11 protein-coding genes are annotated in these 15,563 nt (G+C 72.0%); 4 read left to right on the forward strand and 7 right to left on the reverse strand.

The genetic code is table 11. From position 1 onward, the window contains the following. Positions 1 to 14: 14 nt before the first annotated feature. Positions 15 to 1,745 carry an NAD+ synthase gene (locus OVN18_RS11310; RefSeq protein ID WP_267780883.1) on the reverse strand — a complete coding sequence of 577 codons (1,731 nt, stop codon included), beginning with the start codon at positions 1,743 to 1,745 and terminating at the stop codon, positions 15 to 17. A gap of 57 nt (positions 1,746 to 1,802) precedes the next feature. On the opposite strand from OVN18_RS11310, the gene OVN18_RS11315 reads away from it, so the two are divergent. Both OVN18_RS11315 and OVN18_RS11320 read left to right on the forward strand, forming a co-directional pair. Then, complete coding sequence (locus OVN18_RS11315) at positions 1,803 to 3,140, forward strand: glutamine synthetase family protein (protein WP_267737126.1); 1,338 nt, start codon at positions 1,803 to 1,805, stop codon at positions 3,138 to 3,140. 33 nt (positions 3,141 to 3,173) lie between these two features. After that, positions 3,174 to 6,080 (forward strand): bifunctional [glutamine synthetase] adenylyltransferase/[glutamine synthetase]-adenylyl-L-tyrosine phosphorylase, encoded by a 2,907-nt coding sequence (locus tag OVN18_RS11320; RefSeq protein WP_267780884.1) that lies wholly within the window; start codon positions 3,174 to 3,176, stop codon positions 6,078 to 6,080. Positions 6,081 to 6,192: 112 nt separating this feature from the next. On the opposite strand, the gene glnA is transcribed toward OVN18_RS11320, so the two are convergent. The 3 genes from glnA to lipB all read right to left on the reverse strand — a co-directional run bounded on the left by glnA (position 6,193) and on the right by lipB (position 9,453). Next, positions 6,193 to 7,617, reverse strand: a complete 1,425-nt coding sequence (gene glnA / locus OVN18_RS11325) for a type I glutamate--ammonia ligase (RefSeq protein ID WP_267737128.1) — start codon at positions 7,615 to 7,617, stop codon at positions 6,193 to 6,195. A 163-nt stretch (positions 7,618 to 7,780) separates the two neighbouring features. Beyond that, positions 7,781 to 8,785 carry a lipoyl synthase gene (gene lipA, locus OVN18_RS11330; RefSeq protein WP_267737129.1) on the reverse strand — a complete coding sequence of 335 codons (1,005 nt, stop codon included), beginning with the start codon at positions 8,783 to 8,785 and terminating at the stop codon, positions 7,781 to 7,783. After that, complete coding sequence (gene lipB / locus OVN18_RS11335; protein WP_267780885.1) at positions 8,782 to 9,453, reverse strand: lipoyl(octanoyl) transferase LipB; 672 nt, start codon at positions 9,451 to 9,453, stop codon at positions 8,782 to 8,784. The genes lipA and lipB overlap by 4 nt, the downstream gene beginning before the upstream one ends. 115 nt (positions 9,454 to 9,568) lie before the next feature. Here lipB and OVN18_RS11340 point away from each other — a divergent pair, with 115 nt between their 5' ends. Next, positions 9,569 to 9,973, forward strand: a complete 405-nt coding sequence (locus OVN18_RS11340) for an RDD family protein (RefSeq protein ID WP_267737131.1) — start codon at positions 9,569 to 9,571, stop codon at positions 9,971 to 9,973. On the opposite strand, the gene OVN18_RS11345 is transcribed toward OVN18_RS11340, so the two are convergent. Next, a complete protein-coding gene (locus OVN18_RS11345) occupies positions 9,970 to 10,683 on the reverse strand; it encodes a DUF4191 domain-containing protein (RefSeq protein WP_267737132.1) in 714 nt (237 codons plus the stop codon). The two genes, OVN18_RS11340 and OVN18_RS11345, sit on opposite strands and share 4 nt — an antisense overlap. A 114-nt stretch (positions 10,684 to 10,797) precedes the next feature. On the opposite strand from OVN18_RS11345, the gene OVN18_RS11350 reads away from it, so the two are divergent. Beyond that, on the forward strand, positions 10,798 to 12,453 hold the full coding sequence (locus OVN18_RS11350) for a serine/threonine-protein kinase (protein ID WP_267780886.1): 1,656 nt from the start codon (positions 10,798 to 10,800) through the stop codon (positions 12,451 to 12,453). Here the strand turns inward: OVN18_RS11350 and sucB are convergent. Both sucB and lpdA read right to left on the reverse strand, forming a co-directional pair. Next, on the reverse strand, positions 12,450 to 14,069 hold the full coding sequence (sucB, locus tag OVN18_RS11355) for a 2-oxoglutarate dehydrogenase, E2 component, dihydrolipoamide succinyltransferase (protein ID WP_267780888.1): 1,620 nt from the start codon (positions 14,067 to 14,069) through the stop codon (positions 12,450 to 12,452). The genes OVN18_RS11350 and sucB overlap by 4 nt on opposite strands. A gap of 49 nt (positions 14,070 to 14,118) precedes the next feature. Then, positions 14,119 to 15,492, reverse strand: a complete 1,374-nt coding sequence (gene lpdA, locus OVN18_RS11360; RefSeq protein WP_267737135.1) for a dihydrolipoyl dehydrogenase — start codon at positions 15,490 to 15,492, stop codon at positions 14,119 to 14,121. Between the last annotated feature and the right edge of the window lie 71 nt (positions 15,493 to 15,563).

Raw genomic sequence — 15,563 nt, forward strand, 5'->3', positions numbered from 1 at the left:
GCCCTGACCGGCGCCTACTCCGTGGGGCGGTAGGTGATCGGCAGCCGGCGATCCCGCCCGAAGGCCATGCCCGAGATCTTCGGCCCGATCGCCCCCTGGCGGCGCTTCCACTCCGCGCGGTCGACGAGCCCGGTGATGTGCTCGACCATCTCGCGGTCGAAGCCGAGGTCGATGACGTCGTCCTTGCCGAGCTTCTGCGTGATGTACGCCTCGAGCAGGGCATCCAGCACCTCGTACGGCGGCAGCGAGTCCTGGTCGACCTGGCCGGGGCGCAGCTCGGCGCTGGGCGGCTTCTCGATCGAGCCCACCGGGATCGGCGGGGTCTCGCCGCGCGCGACCGCGTTCGCGTTGCGCCACCGCGCGAGCTCCCACACGAGCATCTTGGGGACGTCCTTGATGGGGGCGAAGCCGCCGACCGAGTCGCCGTAGATCGTCGAGTACCCGACCGAGAGCTCGGTCTTGTTGCCGGTCGTCAGCACGAGGTGCCCGTGCGTGTTCGAGGCCGCCATGAGGATGATGCCGCGGATGCGCGCCTGCAGGTTCTCGGCGGCGACCCCGTCGAGGGCGAGCTGCTGCTCGATCGGGGCGACGAGATCGGCGATCGCCTCGGTCGAGTAGTTGACGCCGATCCGCTCGGCGAGCTCGTCGGCATCGCTGCGGCTGTGGTCGCTCGACCAGCGGCTCGGCATGCTCACGCCGTGCACGTTCTCGGCGCCCAGGGCGTCGGCGGCGATCGCGGCGCAGACGGCCGAGTCGATGCCGCCCGAGAGCCCGAGCACGACCGAGCGGAAGCCGTTCTTGCGCACGTAGTCGCGCAGGCCGAGCACGAGGGCGTTCCAGACCTGCTCGGTGTCGTCGGGCAGCGTCGCCACGTCCGCGGCCACGGGGGGCCGCTCGCGCCCCGGGGTGCCGATCTCGACGCGGGAGACGGCGGGCGGCAGCGCGCAGTCGGCGGCGGCCTCGGCATCCACGTCGACCACCAGCAGGTGCTCGCGGAACTGGGGCGCCCGCGCGAGGATCGCGCCCGTGCCGTCGACGACGACGCTGTCGCCGTCGAAGACGAGGTCGTCCTGCCCGCCGACGATGTTGACGTAGGCGACGACGGTGTCGGTCTCGACGGCGCGGCGGGTGACGAGCGGCAGCCGCACCTCGTCCTTGTCGCGCTCGAAGGGCGAGGCGTTGATGACCACAAGCACCCCGGCGTCGGCCTCGAGCACGCGCCCGACCGGGCCGCCGTCGCGCCAGAGGTCCTCGCAGACGATGACCGCCACGTCGACGCCGCGCAGGCGCAGCACCAGCAGCTCGTCGCCCGGGATGAAGACCCGGTACTCGTCGAAGACCGAGTAGTTCGGCAGGTGGTGCTTGGCGTAGCGGGCGACGACCTCGCCCCCGTGCAGCACGCTCGCGCAGTTCTGCGCGATCGCGGTGGGCGCGTTCGACGAACCGAGAAGGCGGGGCTCGTGCGGGCCGTCGGGATGCCCGACGATGACCGCGAGATCACCCAGCCCCTCCTGCTCGAGCCGACCCGCGAGCGCGGCGACCGCGGCCCCGGCGGCGGCGAGGAACGAGGGCCGCGAGGCGAGGTCCTCGATGGGGTACCCGGTCATCGCCATCTCGCCAACGGCGAGGATGTCGGCGCCCGCGGCGTGCGCCTCGCGGGCGGCGGCGAGCACCTGCTCGGCGTTGCCGCGGAGGTCTCCGACGACGGGGTTCGTCTGGGCCAGAGCCAAGCGGAGACGGGGCATACCGGGTAGCCTAACGCCGGGCCCTGTGGGCCTTTTCCGTGCCGCAGAGAGGGCAGTATGAGCAAGCAGCAGGACTTCGTTCTCCGCACCATCGAGGAGCGGGGCGTCAAGTTCGTGCGTCTCTGGTTCACCGACGTCGTGGGCACGCTCAAGATGGTCGCCATCGCTCCGGCGGAGGTCGAGGGGGCCTTCACCGAGGGCCTCGGCTTCGACGGCTCCTCCATCGAGGGGTTCACCCGCGCCTACGAGGCCGACGTGCTCGCGCATCCCGACCCGACGACCTTCCAGATCCTGCCCTGGCGGGGCGAGGTCGACCCGACCGCGCGCATGTTCTGCGACATCACCACCCCCGACGGGCAGCCGGCCGCCGCCGATCCGCGCCACGTGCTCAAGCGCGCGCTCGCGAAGGCCGCCGACCGCGGCTTCACCTTCTACACGCACCCCGAGATCGAGTTCTACCTGCTCAAGAGCAGCAAGTACGGCCCCGAGGGCCCCGAGCCCGTCGACTCGGCCGGCTACTTCGACAACGTGCCCGGCGGCACGGCCCACGACTTCCGGCGCCGCGCCGTGCGCATGCTCGAGGATCTCGGCATCTCGGTCGAGTTCAGCCACCACGAGGCGGGCCCCGGCCAGAACGAGATCGACCTGCGCTACGCCGACGCCCTCACGACGGCCGACAACATCATGACCTTCCGCACGGTGGTGAAGGAGGTCGCGATCGAGCAGGGCGTGTACGCCACCTTCATGCCGAAGCCGCTCGCGCAGCACCCCGGTTCCGGGATGCACACGCACATGTCGCTCTTCGAGGGCGACACGAACGCCTTCTACGACGCCTCCGGCGAGTACCAGCTCTCGCAGATCGGCCGGCAGTTCGTCGCGGGCATCCTCACCCACGCCCCCGAGATCACGGCGGTGACGAACCAGTTCGTCAACTCCTACAAGCGGCTGTGGAGCGGGGACGAGGCGCCCAGCTACGTCACCTGGGGCCACAACAACCGCTCGGCGCTCGTGCGCGTGCCGCTCTACAAGCCCGGCAAGGGTCAGAGCGCGCGCGTGGAGTACCGCGGCATCGACTCGGCCGCGAACCCCTACCTCGCCTACTCCCTGCTTCTCGCCGCGGGCCTCAAGGGCATCGAGGAGGGCTACGAGCTGCCGCCCGAGGCCGAGAACACGGTCTGGGCGCTGACGGAGGCGGAGCGCCGCGCGCTCGGCTACAAGGCGCTGCCCGCGAGCCTCGACCGCGCGCTCACCCTCATGGAGGACAGCGAGCTCGTCGCCGAGACGCTGGGGGAGCAGGTCTTCAACTTCGTGCTGCTCAACAAGCGGCGCGAGTGGCGCGAGTACCGCGAGCAGGTCACGCCCTACGAGCTGAAGAGCAACCTGGAGATCCTCTAGGGCCCCGCGGGCCCGAGTCCCCGCCCCGCCGCCATGACGCGCTCGACGCTGACGCTCACGGATCTCGCCCGCATGGGCTTCGCCGAGCTCTCCGACGCCCGCGAGGCGCTCGGGGGCTACGAGCGGCATCTCGACGCCTTCGCCCGCGCGGCCGACCCCGATCGCGCGCTGCGGCTGCTGCGGCGCCTCGACGAGCAGCATCCGGATGCCCTCGCCGAGGTGCTCGACGACGAGCAGTGGAGCGCGCGCCTGGTGCGCGTGCTCGGCGCCAGCGAGGGCCTGGCGGACTTCCTCCGCCGGCGCCCGGCCGAGCTGCGCGCCCTCCGGGTGCCCCTGCCGGAGCCCCTCACCGCGCAGGGCTACCGCGACGATCTGCGCGCCGCCGTCGCGGCCGCGCCGAGCCCGGAGCAGGGCGTGGTGGCGCTTCGGGTGCGGTACCGGCACCACCTGCTGCGCCTCGCCGCCTGGGATCTCGAGCATCCCGACCCCCTCACCGCCATGCCGGCGGTCGGTGCCGCCCTCGCCGATCTCGCGGGAGCCGCCCTGGACGCCGCGCTCGACGCCGCGCGCGCGGCCTCGCCGGTGCCGGCCGAGGAGCTCGCGGGCGTGCGACTGGCCATCATCGGCATGGGAAAGGCGGGCGCTCGCGAGCTCAACTACGTGAGCGACGTCGACGTCATCTACGCGGCCGAGGGCGTCGAGGGGATCGAGACCTCGCGGGCCGTGGAGATCGCGACGCGGCTCGCGAGCGCGACGGCCCGCAACATCCAGGAGGCGGGCATCGAGCCGGGCCTCTGGGAGGTGGACGCGAACCTGCGCCCCGAGGGCAAGGACGGCGCGCTCGTGCGCAGCCTCGACTCGCACAAGGCGTACTACGAGCGCTGGGCGAAGAGCTGGGAGTTCCAGGCCCTGCTGAAGGCGCGGCCGCTCGCGGGCGACGCCGAGCTGGGGGAGCGGTACCTGCAGCAGATCAGCCCGCTGGTGTGGCAGTCCTCCCAGCGCGAGGGCTTCGTCGCCTCGGTGCAGGGCATGCGCGAGCGCGTCACGGCGAACATCCCCGCCGACGAGGTCGACCAGCAGCTCAAGCTCGGGCCGGGGGGCCTGCGCGACGTCGAGTTCACCATCCAGCTGCTGCAGCTCGTGCACGGGCACTCCGACGACCGCGTGCGCCAGCCCGACACGCTCGGTGCGCTCGCGGCCCTCGCGGAGCACGGCTACATCGGCCGGGCCGAGGCCGCCGAGTTCTCGGGCGACTACCGGCTGCTGCGGGTGATCGAGCACCGGCTGCAGCTCGACGGGCTGCGGCGCACGCACCTCATGCCGCGCGATCCGGACAAGCTGCGGGTCATCGCCAGGGCGACCGGCGCGCTCGCGACGGCCGACGAGCTCTCGGTGCGCTGGCAGCAGACCCGCGCCGCGGTGCGCAGCCTGCACGAGAAGCTCTTCTACCGCCCGCTGCTCTCGGCGGTGGCGGCTCTTCCCGACCAGGATCTGAGCCTCACCAGCGCGCAGGCCGAGGCGCGGCTGAAGGCGATCGGCTTCGTCGACCCCGCCGGCGCGCTGCGCCACATCGCCGCGCTCTCGGGCGGGGTGTCCCGCAGCGCGGCGATCCAGCGCACGCTCCTGCCGGTCATCCTGCAGTGGCTCTCCGACGGCGCCGACCCCGACTACGGGCTGCTCGCCTTCCGGCGCCTCAGCGAGGATCTCGGCGAGACCTACTGGTTCCTGCGCATGCTGCGCGACTCCTCCGGCGCGGCGCAGCGGCTCACGAGCGTGCTCGCCGGCTCCCGCTACGTCGGCGAGCTGTTCCGCCGCATCCCCGAGGGCGCCGCCTGGCTCGAGAACGAGGAGGAGCTGCGCCCCCGATCGCTGGATGCCCTGCTCGACGAGGCGCGCGCCACGGTCGCCCGGCACGGCGACGACGACGCCGCGGCCGCGGGAGCCCTGCGCACCGCGCGCCGCCGTGAGATCCTGAGGATCGCCCTCGCGGCCATCCTCGACGTCATCACCGTCGACGAGCTCGGGCGGGCGCTCAGCGACATCGCGACCGCGCTGCTCACCGGCCTGCTCTCGATCGCGCACCGCTACGGCGACGGCATCGAGTTCGCCGTGATCGCGATGGGGCGCTACGGCGGCGGCGAGCTCGGCTTCGGCTCCGATCTCGACGTGATGTACGTCTACCGCGACGTCGGCGCGGGGGAGCACGCGCAGCAGCGGGCCGAGCAGGTCGTGCGCGACATCGCCCGCCTGAGCGAGGATCTGCGGCTGCCGCTCGACCTCGACGCCGGGCTGCGCCCCGAGGGCAAGACCGGGCCGCTCGTGCGCTCCCTCGACTCCTACCGCGCCTACTACGAGCGCTGGTCGCTCACCTGGGAGGCGCAGGCGCTGCTGCGCGCCCGCGGCGTCGTGGGGGATGCCCCGCTCATCGAGGCGTTCACCGCCCTCGCCGACGCGTTGCGGTACCCGGTGCAGCTCGAGGAGTCGGCGGCGCGCGAGATCCGGCGCATGAAGGCCCGCATCGAGTCGGAGCGGCTGCCGCAGGGCGCCGACTCCTCCCGCCACCTCAAGCTCGGCCGCGGCTCCTTGAGCGACGTCGAGTGGTGCGTGCAGCTGCTGCAGCTCGGGCACGCCGCCGCGGTGCCGGAGCTGCGCACGACGTCGACGCTCGGCGCCCTCACGGCGCTCGTCGACGCCGAGCTGCTGAGCGCCGAGGAGGCCGTGCGGCTGCGGGAGGCCTGGCTCATCGCCTCGCGCACCCGCTCGGCGATGACGCTGTGGAGCGCGAAGACCGTCGACGTGCTGCCGACCGAGCGGGGGCAGCTCGACGGGGTCGCGCGGCTGCTGCGGTATCCGGCCGGCAGCGCCTCGCAGCTCGAGGAGGACTACCTGCGCACGACGCGGCTCGCCCGGCAGGTCTTCGAACGCTGCTTCTACGGGTGACGCGCGCCGCGCATCCCGCGCCCCGACCGGCGAGGCCGCGGCGGATGCTCGGAACGGCACGAGGGCCGCACCCCGGTGAACGGGATGCGGCCCTCGTGGCTGCGGGGCTGGATCAGACCGAGTAGTAGAGCTCGTACTCGATGGGCGTCGGACGCTGGGCGGCCGGCAGGATCTCCTTCTCGCGCTTGTACGCGATCCAGGTCTCGATGAGGTCCTTCGTGAACACGCCGCCCTGGAGCAGGAACTCGTGGTCGGCCTCGAGCGCGTCGAGCGCGCCCGACAGCGTCGCGGGGACCTGGGGGATGTTCTTGGCCTCCTCGGGCGGGAGCTCGTAGAGGTCCTTGTCGACGGGCTCGTGCGGCTCGATCTTGTTGAGGATGCCGTCGAGGCCCGCCATCATCTGCGCTGCGAAGGCCAGGTACGGGTTGCCCGAGGCGTCGGGCGCGCGGAACTCGATGCGCTTGGCCTTGGGGTTCGTGCCCGTGATGGGGATGCGGATCGCGGCCGAGCGGTTGCCCGCCGAGTAGACGAGGTTGACGGGGGCCTCGAAGCCGGGGATGAGGCGGCGGTACGAGTTGAGCGTCGGGTTCGTGAAGGCGAGTACGGCGGGGGCGTGCTTGAGCAGGCCGCCGATGTACCAGCGGGCGAGGTCGCTCAGGCCGCCGTAGCCGTTCTCGTCGTAGAACAGCGGGGTGCCGTCGTTCCACAGCGACTGGTGGGTGTGCATGCCCGAGCCGTTGTCGCCGAAGAGGGGCTTCGGCATGAACGTGGCGGTCTTGCCCCACTGCTCGGCCGTGTTCTTGACGATGTACTTGAACTTCAGGATGTCGTCGGCCGCGTGCACCATGGTGTCGAAGCGGTAGTTGATCTCGGCCTGGCCGCCGGTGCCGACCTCGTGGTGGGCGCGCTCGAGGATGAGGCCCGCGTCGATCAGCTTGAGGCTGATGTCGTCGCGCAGGTCGGCCTGCTTGTCGACGGGGCTGACGGGGAAGTAGCCGCCCTTGTACGGGGTCTTGTTCGCGAGGTTGCCGCCCTCCTCGACGCGACCGGTGTTCCAGGCGCCCTCCTCGGAGTCGACGGAGAAGAAGCTCGCGTTCTGCTTCGTCTCGTAGCGCACGTCGTCGAAGATGTAGAACTCGGCCTCGGGGGCGAAGTAGGCGGTGTCGGCGATGCCGGTCGAGGCGAGGTACTTCTCGGCCTTCTTGGCGACCTGGCGCGGGTCGCGGCTGTAGATCTCGCCGGTGCGCGGGTTGTAGATGTCGAAGACCATGATGAGCGTGCGCTCGACGCGGAAGGGGTCGATGTACGCGGTGGTGACGTCGGGGATGAGCTGCATGTCGGACTCGTGGATCGACGCGAAACCGCGGATCGAGGAGCCGTCGAACAGCTGACCGACCGAGAAGAACTCCTCGTCGACCGTCGAGGCGGGGATGTTGAAGTGCTGCTGCACGCCCGGAAGGTCGGTGAATCGGATGTCGAGGAACTTGACGTCCGTGTCCTTGATGAACTTCAGGACCTCGGAAGAATCACTAAACATGTGATGGGTCTCCTGGGTTGGTACCGGAAAGCTGCGATCGCAACCTCACCCGAGGCTACGCAGGGGGAGTTTCCCCTCGGTGTCCCGTTTGTTTCGGGGATGTTACGCCGAATCCGGCTCGCGAACACCGGCCGAGCGGTGCCCGCGAGCGGGGTCGGGATGCTCAGCCGACGGCCTGCGCGAAGGGCTCGGTCGAGACGGCGAGCCCGCGCAGGGCATCCGGGATCGGCCGCCCCTTCGCCGTCATCGACTGCGCCCACAGGCGCCCCGCCCGGTAGCTGGAGCGCACGAGCGGGCCGGCGAGCACGCCGAGGAACCCGATCTGCTCGGCCTCCTCCTTGATCTCGACGAACTCCGCCGGCTTGAGCCAGCGGTCGATGGGGTGGTGGCGCGGGGTGGGGCGCAGGTACTGCGTGATCGTGATGATGTCGGTGCCCGCGTCGTGCAGATCCTGCAGCGCCTGCGAGACCTCCTCGCGGGTCTCGCCCATGCCGAGGATCAGGTTCGACTTCGTGATGAGACCGAAGGCGCGGGCCTGCGAGATCACATCGAGCGAGCGCTCGTAGCGGAAGGCGGGTCGGATGCTCTTGAACAGCCGCGGCACCGTCTCGACGTTGTGCGCGAAGACCTCCGGCTGCGACTCGAACACGACCCGCAGCAGCTCGGGGTTGCCCGAGAAGTCGGTCGCGAGGATCTCGACGCCCGTGCCGGGGTTCATCTCGTGGATGAGCCGCACGGTCTCGGCGTGCAGCCAGGCGCCCTCGTCGGGCAGATCGTCGCGCGCGACGCCCGTGACGGTCGCGTAGCGCAGCTGCATCTCGCGCACGCTCTCGGCGACGCGGCGCGGCTCGTCGCGGTCGTAGTCGGCGGGCTTGCCGGTGTCGATCTGGCAGAAATCGCACCGCCGGGTGCACTGGCTGCCGCCGATGAGGAAGGTCGCCTCGCGATCCTCCCAGCACTCGTAGATGTTGGGGCAGCCGGCCTCCTGGCACACGGTGTGCAGCTGCTTCTCGCCCACGAGGGCGCGCAGCTCGGTGTATTCGGGACCCATCTTCGCCCGGGTCTTGATCCACTCGGGCTTCTTCTCGATGGGCGTGGCGGCGTTGCGCACCTCGAGGCGCAGCATCTTGCGGCCCTCGACGGGGGCGGTGGGGTGCACGGCGGTCATGACGGGGCTCCAGAGAGGGTCGGGGCGGCCGACGGGCGGCCGAGCGGGAGGAGGACGTGCTCGGTGAAGCGCGCGCGGACGCGCGCCGCGGCATCGGCCGGCTCGACCGTGCGGCCGAGCTCCCGGCTGATGGAGGTGGCGCCGGCATCGGCGAGCCCGCAGGCGACGATCGCGGAGTAGGCGTCGAAGGAGTTGCTGCAGTTGAGGCTGAAGCCGTGCATGGTCACGCCGTGGGCCACGCGGATGCCGATCGCGGCGATCTTGTCGGTGCCGCGCATCCAGACGCCGCTGCGGCCGTCGACGCGACCGGCGCCCTCGACGCCGAGATCCTCGAGCACGGCGATGAGCATGCCCTCGAGCGCGCGCACGTAGCGCACGACGTCGACGGGCTCGGGCAGCCGGATGATCGGGTAGCCGACAAGCTGCCCCGGTCCGTGCCAGGTGATCTTGCCGCCGCGGTCGACATCGATGACGGGGGTGCCGTCGCTCGGCCGCTCGTGCGGCTCGGTGCGCTTGCCGGCGGTGTACACGCTCTCGTGCTCGAGCAGCATGACGGTATCGGGCGCCCGGCCCTCGACGACGGCGGCGTGCAGGGCACGCTGCTGCTCGAGACCCGACAGGTACGGCACGGAGTTGGCGCTTAGCCCCGCGTCGACGAAGTCGATCACGAGGGCCAGTCTACGCGCGGGTTCTGAGTCCCCCGCTCAGAGACGCACGGTGCGGCGGGATGCCCGGCGCCCGTCGCACAGGATGCCGCGGGACGCCCGCCCTACGATCGTCAGCGTGACCACCGCACCCTCCACCCCGCCGACCTGGCCCGGCAAGCGCCTGGGGCTGCCCGAGACGGGGCCGCGCTCGATCGCGCGCCTCGGCCGCCGGCTCGCCGCCATCTCGATCGACTGGGGCATCGCCGTCGTGATCGCCGTCGTGTTCTTCGAGTACAACCCGGTCGCGACGCAGCTGATCTTCCTCGGGATGCAGATCCTGCTGACCATCGGCATCAATGCCAGCGCCGGTCACCTGGTGCTCGGCATGCGCCTGCAGCGCATCGAGGGCGGACGGCTGGGAGTCGTCAAGCCCGTCATCCGTGCCCTGCTGCTGACCCTCGTCGTGCCCGCGATGATCTGGGACGCGGATCAGCGCGGTCTGCACGATCGCGCCGTCGGCACGATCCTGCTGCGGCGCTAGCGCGGCTTGGGCGCCCGCACCTTGGTGGGGTCGATGCCTTTGGGGATGGGCAGCGAGCTCGCCTTGCTCAGCGAGTTCAGCCGGTTCGAGACCGCGTAGACCTCGGCCTTCGAGATGGCCTTCTTGATCCGGGTGATCGACTTCGGCAGCTTCTCCAGCGGCACGCTGTCCTCGTCGGGACCCACGTGGATGATGTGCACCGGCACGTTCGGCACGATGCGCTTCACGTTGCGCTGCTCGTCGTCGAGCATCCGCTTCGTGCGCGACTTGGGGCCCTCGCCGATGAGCACGACGCCCGGCTTGCCGACCGCGCGGTAGACGGCGTCCTGGGTGCGGGGGCTGACGGCGACCGGCATCTCCCCGGCCTGCCAGGCACGACGCAGGGCGCTCTTGAGCACCGCGCCTACCGCGCCGGGCTGCCCCGAGATCTGGCGGTAGGCCACGCGCTCGGCGCGGCGGCCCAGCACGAGGAGGAAACCGAGGATGCCGCCCATGATGCCGGCGATCACGTAGAGCACCTGGCCGATGATGTTGCCGGCCGAGAGGAAGGCGGCGAGCAGGATGCCGGCGACGACCGGGAGGATCGTCCAGAGGAGCATGAGCGGCAGCGCCGCCTTGTCGTTGCGGCGGGTCATCTGGAAGACCTGCCCCATCTGCTTCATCCGGCCGGGTTCCTTGGCGGGGGAGGAGGGTGCGGAGCTGCGGGCCATGCGTCTCAGGATAGTGCCCCGCGCGGCTCCTCACCGACCTGGGGAGGCATCCGCGACCCCCAGCTGCGCGCTCCTGCACGCGCCGACGACCGGGGCTCGGGGCACTCTGCGTCCATGCTCGAACCTGCGCCGTCATCCCTGCCGTCCTCGGCCAATCCCACGGCGGCCTCCGTGCGCGGGGTGGCGCGCCCCGCCCCCGCGGCGAGCGGCGCCGCGATCCCTCCACCGTCGGCCGCCCCGCCCGGGTCGCTCGGCGGGTACCGCGTCGTCCGGCGGCTCGGGGGCGGCTCGACCGCGGCCGTGCTGCTCGCCCGGGGCGGGGGGTCGAGCGTCGCCCTGCGCTGCTACCGGGAGGGCGTGCCCGACAGCCGCATCGACGCCGAGGTCGAATCGCTCGGGCGCGTGCGATCCCGCCATCTGGCGACGCTGCTCGACCTCGCGACCGGTGTGGACGGCCGGCCGGTCCCGGTGCTCGACGCCGTGATCGGCCCGACCCTCGAGGAGCTGCTGCGCCGACGGAGCGGCTCCCTCGACCCGGGCGAGGCGGTGACGGTGCTCGCCCCCCTCGCCGAACTGGTCCACGAGCTGCACGAGGTGGGGGTGACCGTCGGGCGGTGGGGCGCGGCCGGCGTGCGGATCGGCGCCGACGGCGCCCCCGTGCTGACGGCCCTGAGCGGTCTCCTCGCCGCACCGCCCCTCCCGGAGCGCTTCCGCCGCCGGGAGCCCGGGATCCTCGCCGACCTGGTCGGCCTTCGCGGGCTGGCCGAGCGGGTCGTCGCGGGGGTGCGGCCCGAACGTCGGGATGCCCTGCTCGCCGCCGTCGAGGGCGTCGACGACACCCTCTCCCTCGAGCAGGCGCTCTTCGATGCCGCCCGCCCGGCTCCCGTGGTGCTCGCTCTGTCCTCCGCCGCTCCTCACCCGGACCCCGAGGTCATGTCGCCGGACGCTCGCCATCGGGAGGCGCCCGTGGGCTCCGAGCTCGCGGACAGGCAGGAGCGTCACGAGCCGGGTCTGCGCGGCACCGTGCTGCGGATCCTCGACGACCTCGGCCTGCCGCCCGCAATCGTGTCGGCGCTCCGACCGACGCCCTACCGCGGTCTGCCCGGGGCACCGAGCCGCCTGCGCGCTCCGCGACCGGTGCGAGCGGACCGGCTCGGTAAGCCCCCGAAGCCTCGGCGGGCCGGCCGGTCGGCGGAAACGGGGCCCGCGCCGCGTCCGCGTCGATCGATCGTGCTCCTGGGTGCGGCGGGACTGCTCGCCCTCGCCGCCTCGATCGCGGTGGTCGTGCTCGACGTCGACGCGCAGGGCAGCGCGCGACCGGGACCGCAGAGCGTGCCCGCCGACGAGCGTCCAGGGGAGAGCGATGCGGCGATCCCGCCGGTCGAAGAATCGCCGGAGCCAGAGGACCCAGCTGCTCCTGCCGCGGTGGATACGGGCGCGGAGCCGGCCCCGGAGGAGTGGCTCGCGCTCGTCGCGGAGCTCGCGCGGCGGTGGGCGGACTGCCGCGAGCAGGGCCGTACCGGCGAGGGGTCGGATTCGTGCGCGAGCACCGTCGTGCAGGAGGGCTCGGCTGCCAGCGAGTCGCTGATGGACTCGCGCGTCACGGCCGCGGACGATCTCCTCGCGCAGCCCCCGGCCGACGTGGTCGTCGCCGACCGTCTGGGCTCCGCCGCGCTCATCGACCTCATCCACGACGACGGAACGCGAACGGCCTCGCTCCTCGTGGTGAGGAGCGAGGCCGGATGGCGCGTTCGATCGGTGCTCGACTAGATGCCGAGGTCTCCGTCGAAGTCGGCCTCCTCGAGGCGGTTCTTGACCGCGGTGAGGAAGCGGGCCGCGTCGGCGCCGTCGACGATGCGGTGATCGTACGACAGGGCGAGGAACACGGTCGACCGGATCGCGATGGCGTCCGCGCCGTCGACCGTCACGACCGCGGGCTTCTTCGTCACGATGCCGGTGCCGAGGATGGCGACCTGCGGGAGGAAGACGACGGGCGTGTCGAAGAGCGCTCCGCGCGATCCCGTGTTCGTCAGCGTGAACGTGCCGCCGGCGAGCTCATCGGGCTTCAGCTGGTTGTCGCGGGTGCGCGTCGCCAGGTCTGCGATGTCCTTCGCGAGATCGGCGATGCTCTTGTCGCCCGCGTCGCGCACGACCGGGGTGAGAAGACCGCGCTCGGTGTCCACCGCGATCGAGAGGTTCTCGGTCTCGGGGTAGACGATGGAGTCTCCGTCGACCGTCGCGTTGATGATCGGGAACGCCTTGAGCGCCTCGGTCGCCGCCTTCGCGAAGAAGGGCAGGAACGAGAGCTTCACGCCCGTCTCGGCGAGGAACGCGTCCTTGACCGCGACGCGGAGAGCCGCGACCTTCGTGACGTCGACCTCGACCACGGAGGTCAGCTGGGCCGTCGACTGCATCGACGCGACGGCGCGCTCGGCGATGACCTTGCGCAGACGCGACATGGCGACCGTGGTGCCTCGGAGCGGGGACGTCTCGACCGGCGCACGCGAGGCCGCCGGAGCCGACGCCGTAGCGGCGGGGGCGGTCTCGGCTGCGGCGATGACGTCCTGGCGACGGATGCGACCGCCGACGCCGGTTCCGACGATCGACGCCAGGTCGACGCCCTTCTCCTGGGCGAGCTTGCGCACGATCGGGGTGATGTAGCCGGCGTTGCCGCCGGCGGGCGCCGCCGGCTCAGCGGTCGGAGCGGCGGCCGGCGCGGGTGCCGCAGCGGGCGGCGCGGCAGCGGCGGGTGCCGCGACCGGGGGTGCCGCAGCGGGCGGCGCGGCTGCCGGAGGGGCAGCGGCCGGAGGAGCGGCCGCCGGAGGGGCGGCTGCCGGGGGAGCAGCGGCCGGGGGAGCGGCGGCCGGAGCCGGCGCCGCGACCGGAGCGGAGGCGACGGGGGCGGCCTGCGGAGCGGGCTGCTCGGCCGCCTCCGGCTGCTCGGTGGACGGCTGGACGGGGGCCGAGACCGCCGGTGCCTGCTGCTCGGCGGGCGCCGGAGCGGCGGGTGCCGACGGGGCGGGCTGCTCAGCGGGGGCGGGCTGCTCAGCAGCGGGCTGCGGGGCGGGAGCGGGCTGCTCCGCCGGGACGGGCTCCGCGGCTGCGGGCTCGGCGGCCGGCTCGGCAGGGGCATCCCCGCCGCCGGAGGCGCCATCGCCGATGCGCACGAGGGGGGTGCCGACCTCGACGGTCTCGTCCTCGGCGACGAGGATCTCCTCGACGACGCCCGCGACGGGGGACGGGATCTCGGTGTCGACCTTGTCGGTCGAGACCTCGAGCAGGGGCTCGTCGACCTCGACGCGGTCGCCCACGTTCTTCAGCCAGCGGGTGACCGTGCCCTCGGTGACGCTCTCGCCGAGCGCCGGGAGGTTGACGGATTCGCTCATCAGTGATGCTCCTTTGAAGACCTGTAGTGATTCAGCTTATGGACGCGGCTCAGATGCCGTGCAGGGGCTTGCCGGCGAGGGCGAGGAAGGCCTCGCCGAGCGCCTCGTTCTGGGTGGGGTGCGCGTGGAGCAGCGGAGCGATGTCCTCCGGGTGCGCCTCCCAGTTCACCGCGAGCTGGGCCTCGCCGATGAGCTCGCCGACGCGGGCGCCGATCATGTGCACGCCGACCACGGGGCCGTCCACGACGCGCACGACCTTGATCGACCCGGCCGTCTCGAGGATGTGGCTCTTGCCGTTGCCCGCGAGGTTGTAGTCGTACGTCGCGATCGCGGCGTCGCCGTGCTTCTCCTTGGCCTTCGCCTCGGTCAGGCCGACCGACGCGACCTCCGGCTCGCTGTAGGTGACCTTCGGCACGTTGATGTCGTCGATGACGATGGGGTTGAGGCCGGCGATCTCCTCGGCCACGAAGATGCCGTGCTGGAAGCCGCGGTGCGCGAGCTGCAGCCCCGGGACGATGTCGCCGACGGCGTAGACGCCCGGGATGTTCGTGCGCAGCCGCTCGTCGGTGAGAACGAAGCCGCGGTCCATCGTGACGCCGACCTCCTCGAAGCCCATGTTCGCCGTCGACGGGCCTCGGCCCACGGCGACCAGGAGCAGATCGGCCTCGATCGTCTCGCCGCTCTCGAGCGTGACGACGACGCCGTTCTCGTCCTGGGTCACGCCCTGGAAGCGGACGCCGAGCTTGAACTCGATGCCGCGCTTGCGGTACGCGCGCTCGAACTGCTTCGAGATCGCCTCGTCCTCGTTGGGCACCAGGTGGGGCAGCGCCTCGATGATGACGACCTCGGAGCCGAAGGAGCGCCATACGCTCGAGAACTCCACGCCGATGACGCCGCCGCCGAGGACGGCGACCTTGCGGGGCACGTAGTCGAGCTGCAGCGCCTGCTCGGAGGTAATGACCCGTCCGCCGATCTCGAGGCCGGGGAGCGAGCGCGAGTAGGAGCCGGTCGCCAGGACGACGTTCTTGCCCGTGATGGTGTGCTCGCCGACCTGCACGGTCGTCGGGGAGGTCAGACGGCCCTCGCCCTCGATCGTCGTGATGCCGCGCGCCTTGATGAGGCCCTGCAGACCCTTGTACTTGCTGGCGACGATCCCGTCGCGGTAGGCGTTCACCGCGGGGACGTCGATGCCCTCGAGCGTCGCCTTCACGCCGAAGCGGGCGGAGTCGCGGGCAGCGTCGGCGACCTCGCCGGCGTGGAGCAGAGCCTTCGTGGGGATGCACCCCACGTGCAGGCAGGTTCCCCCGACCTTGCTCTTCTCGATCAGCCCGACGGTCATGCCGAGCTGGCTCGCGCGCAGGGCGGCGGCGTATCCGCCGCTTCCCGCACCGAGGATGACCAGGTCAAAGTTCTGTTCCGACACCGAGGAGTCTCCCTTGTGGATGCGTGCGGGGCCGACCCATGGGTGGCACGTCGGCCTGGAGAGCGGCACGC

Origin of the sequence: Microcella daejeonensis (genome assembly GCF_026625045.1) — a bacterium.
GTDB classification, from domain to species: domain Bacteria; phylum Actinomycetota; class Actinomycetes; order Actinomycetales; family Microbacteriaceae; genus Microcella; species Microcella daejeonensis.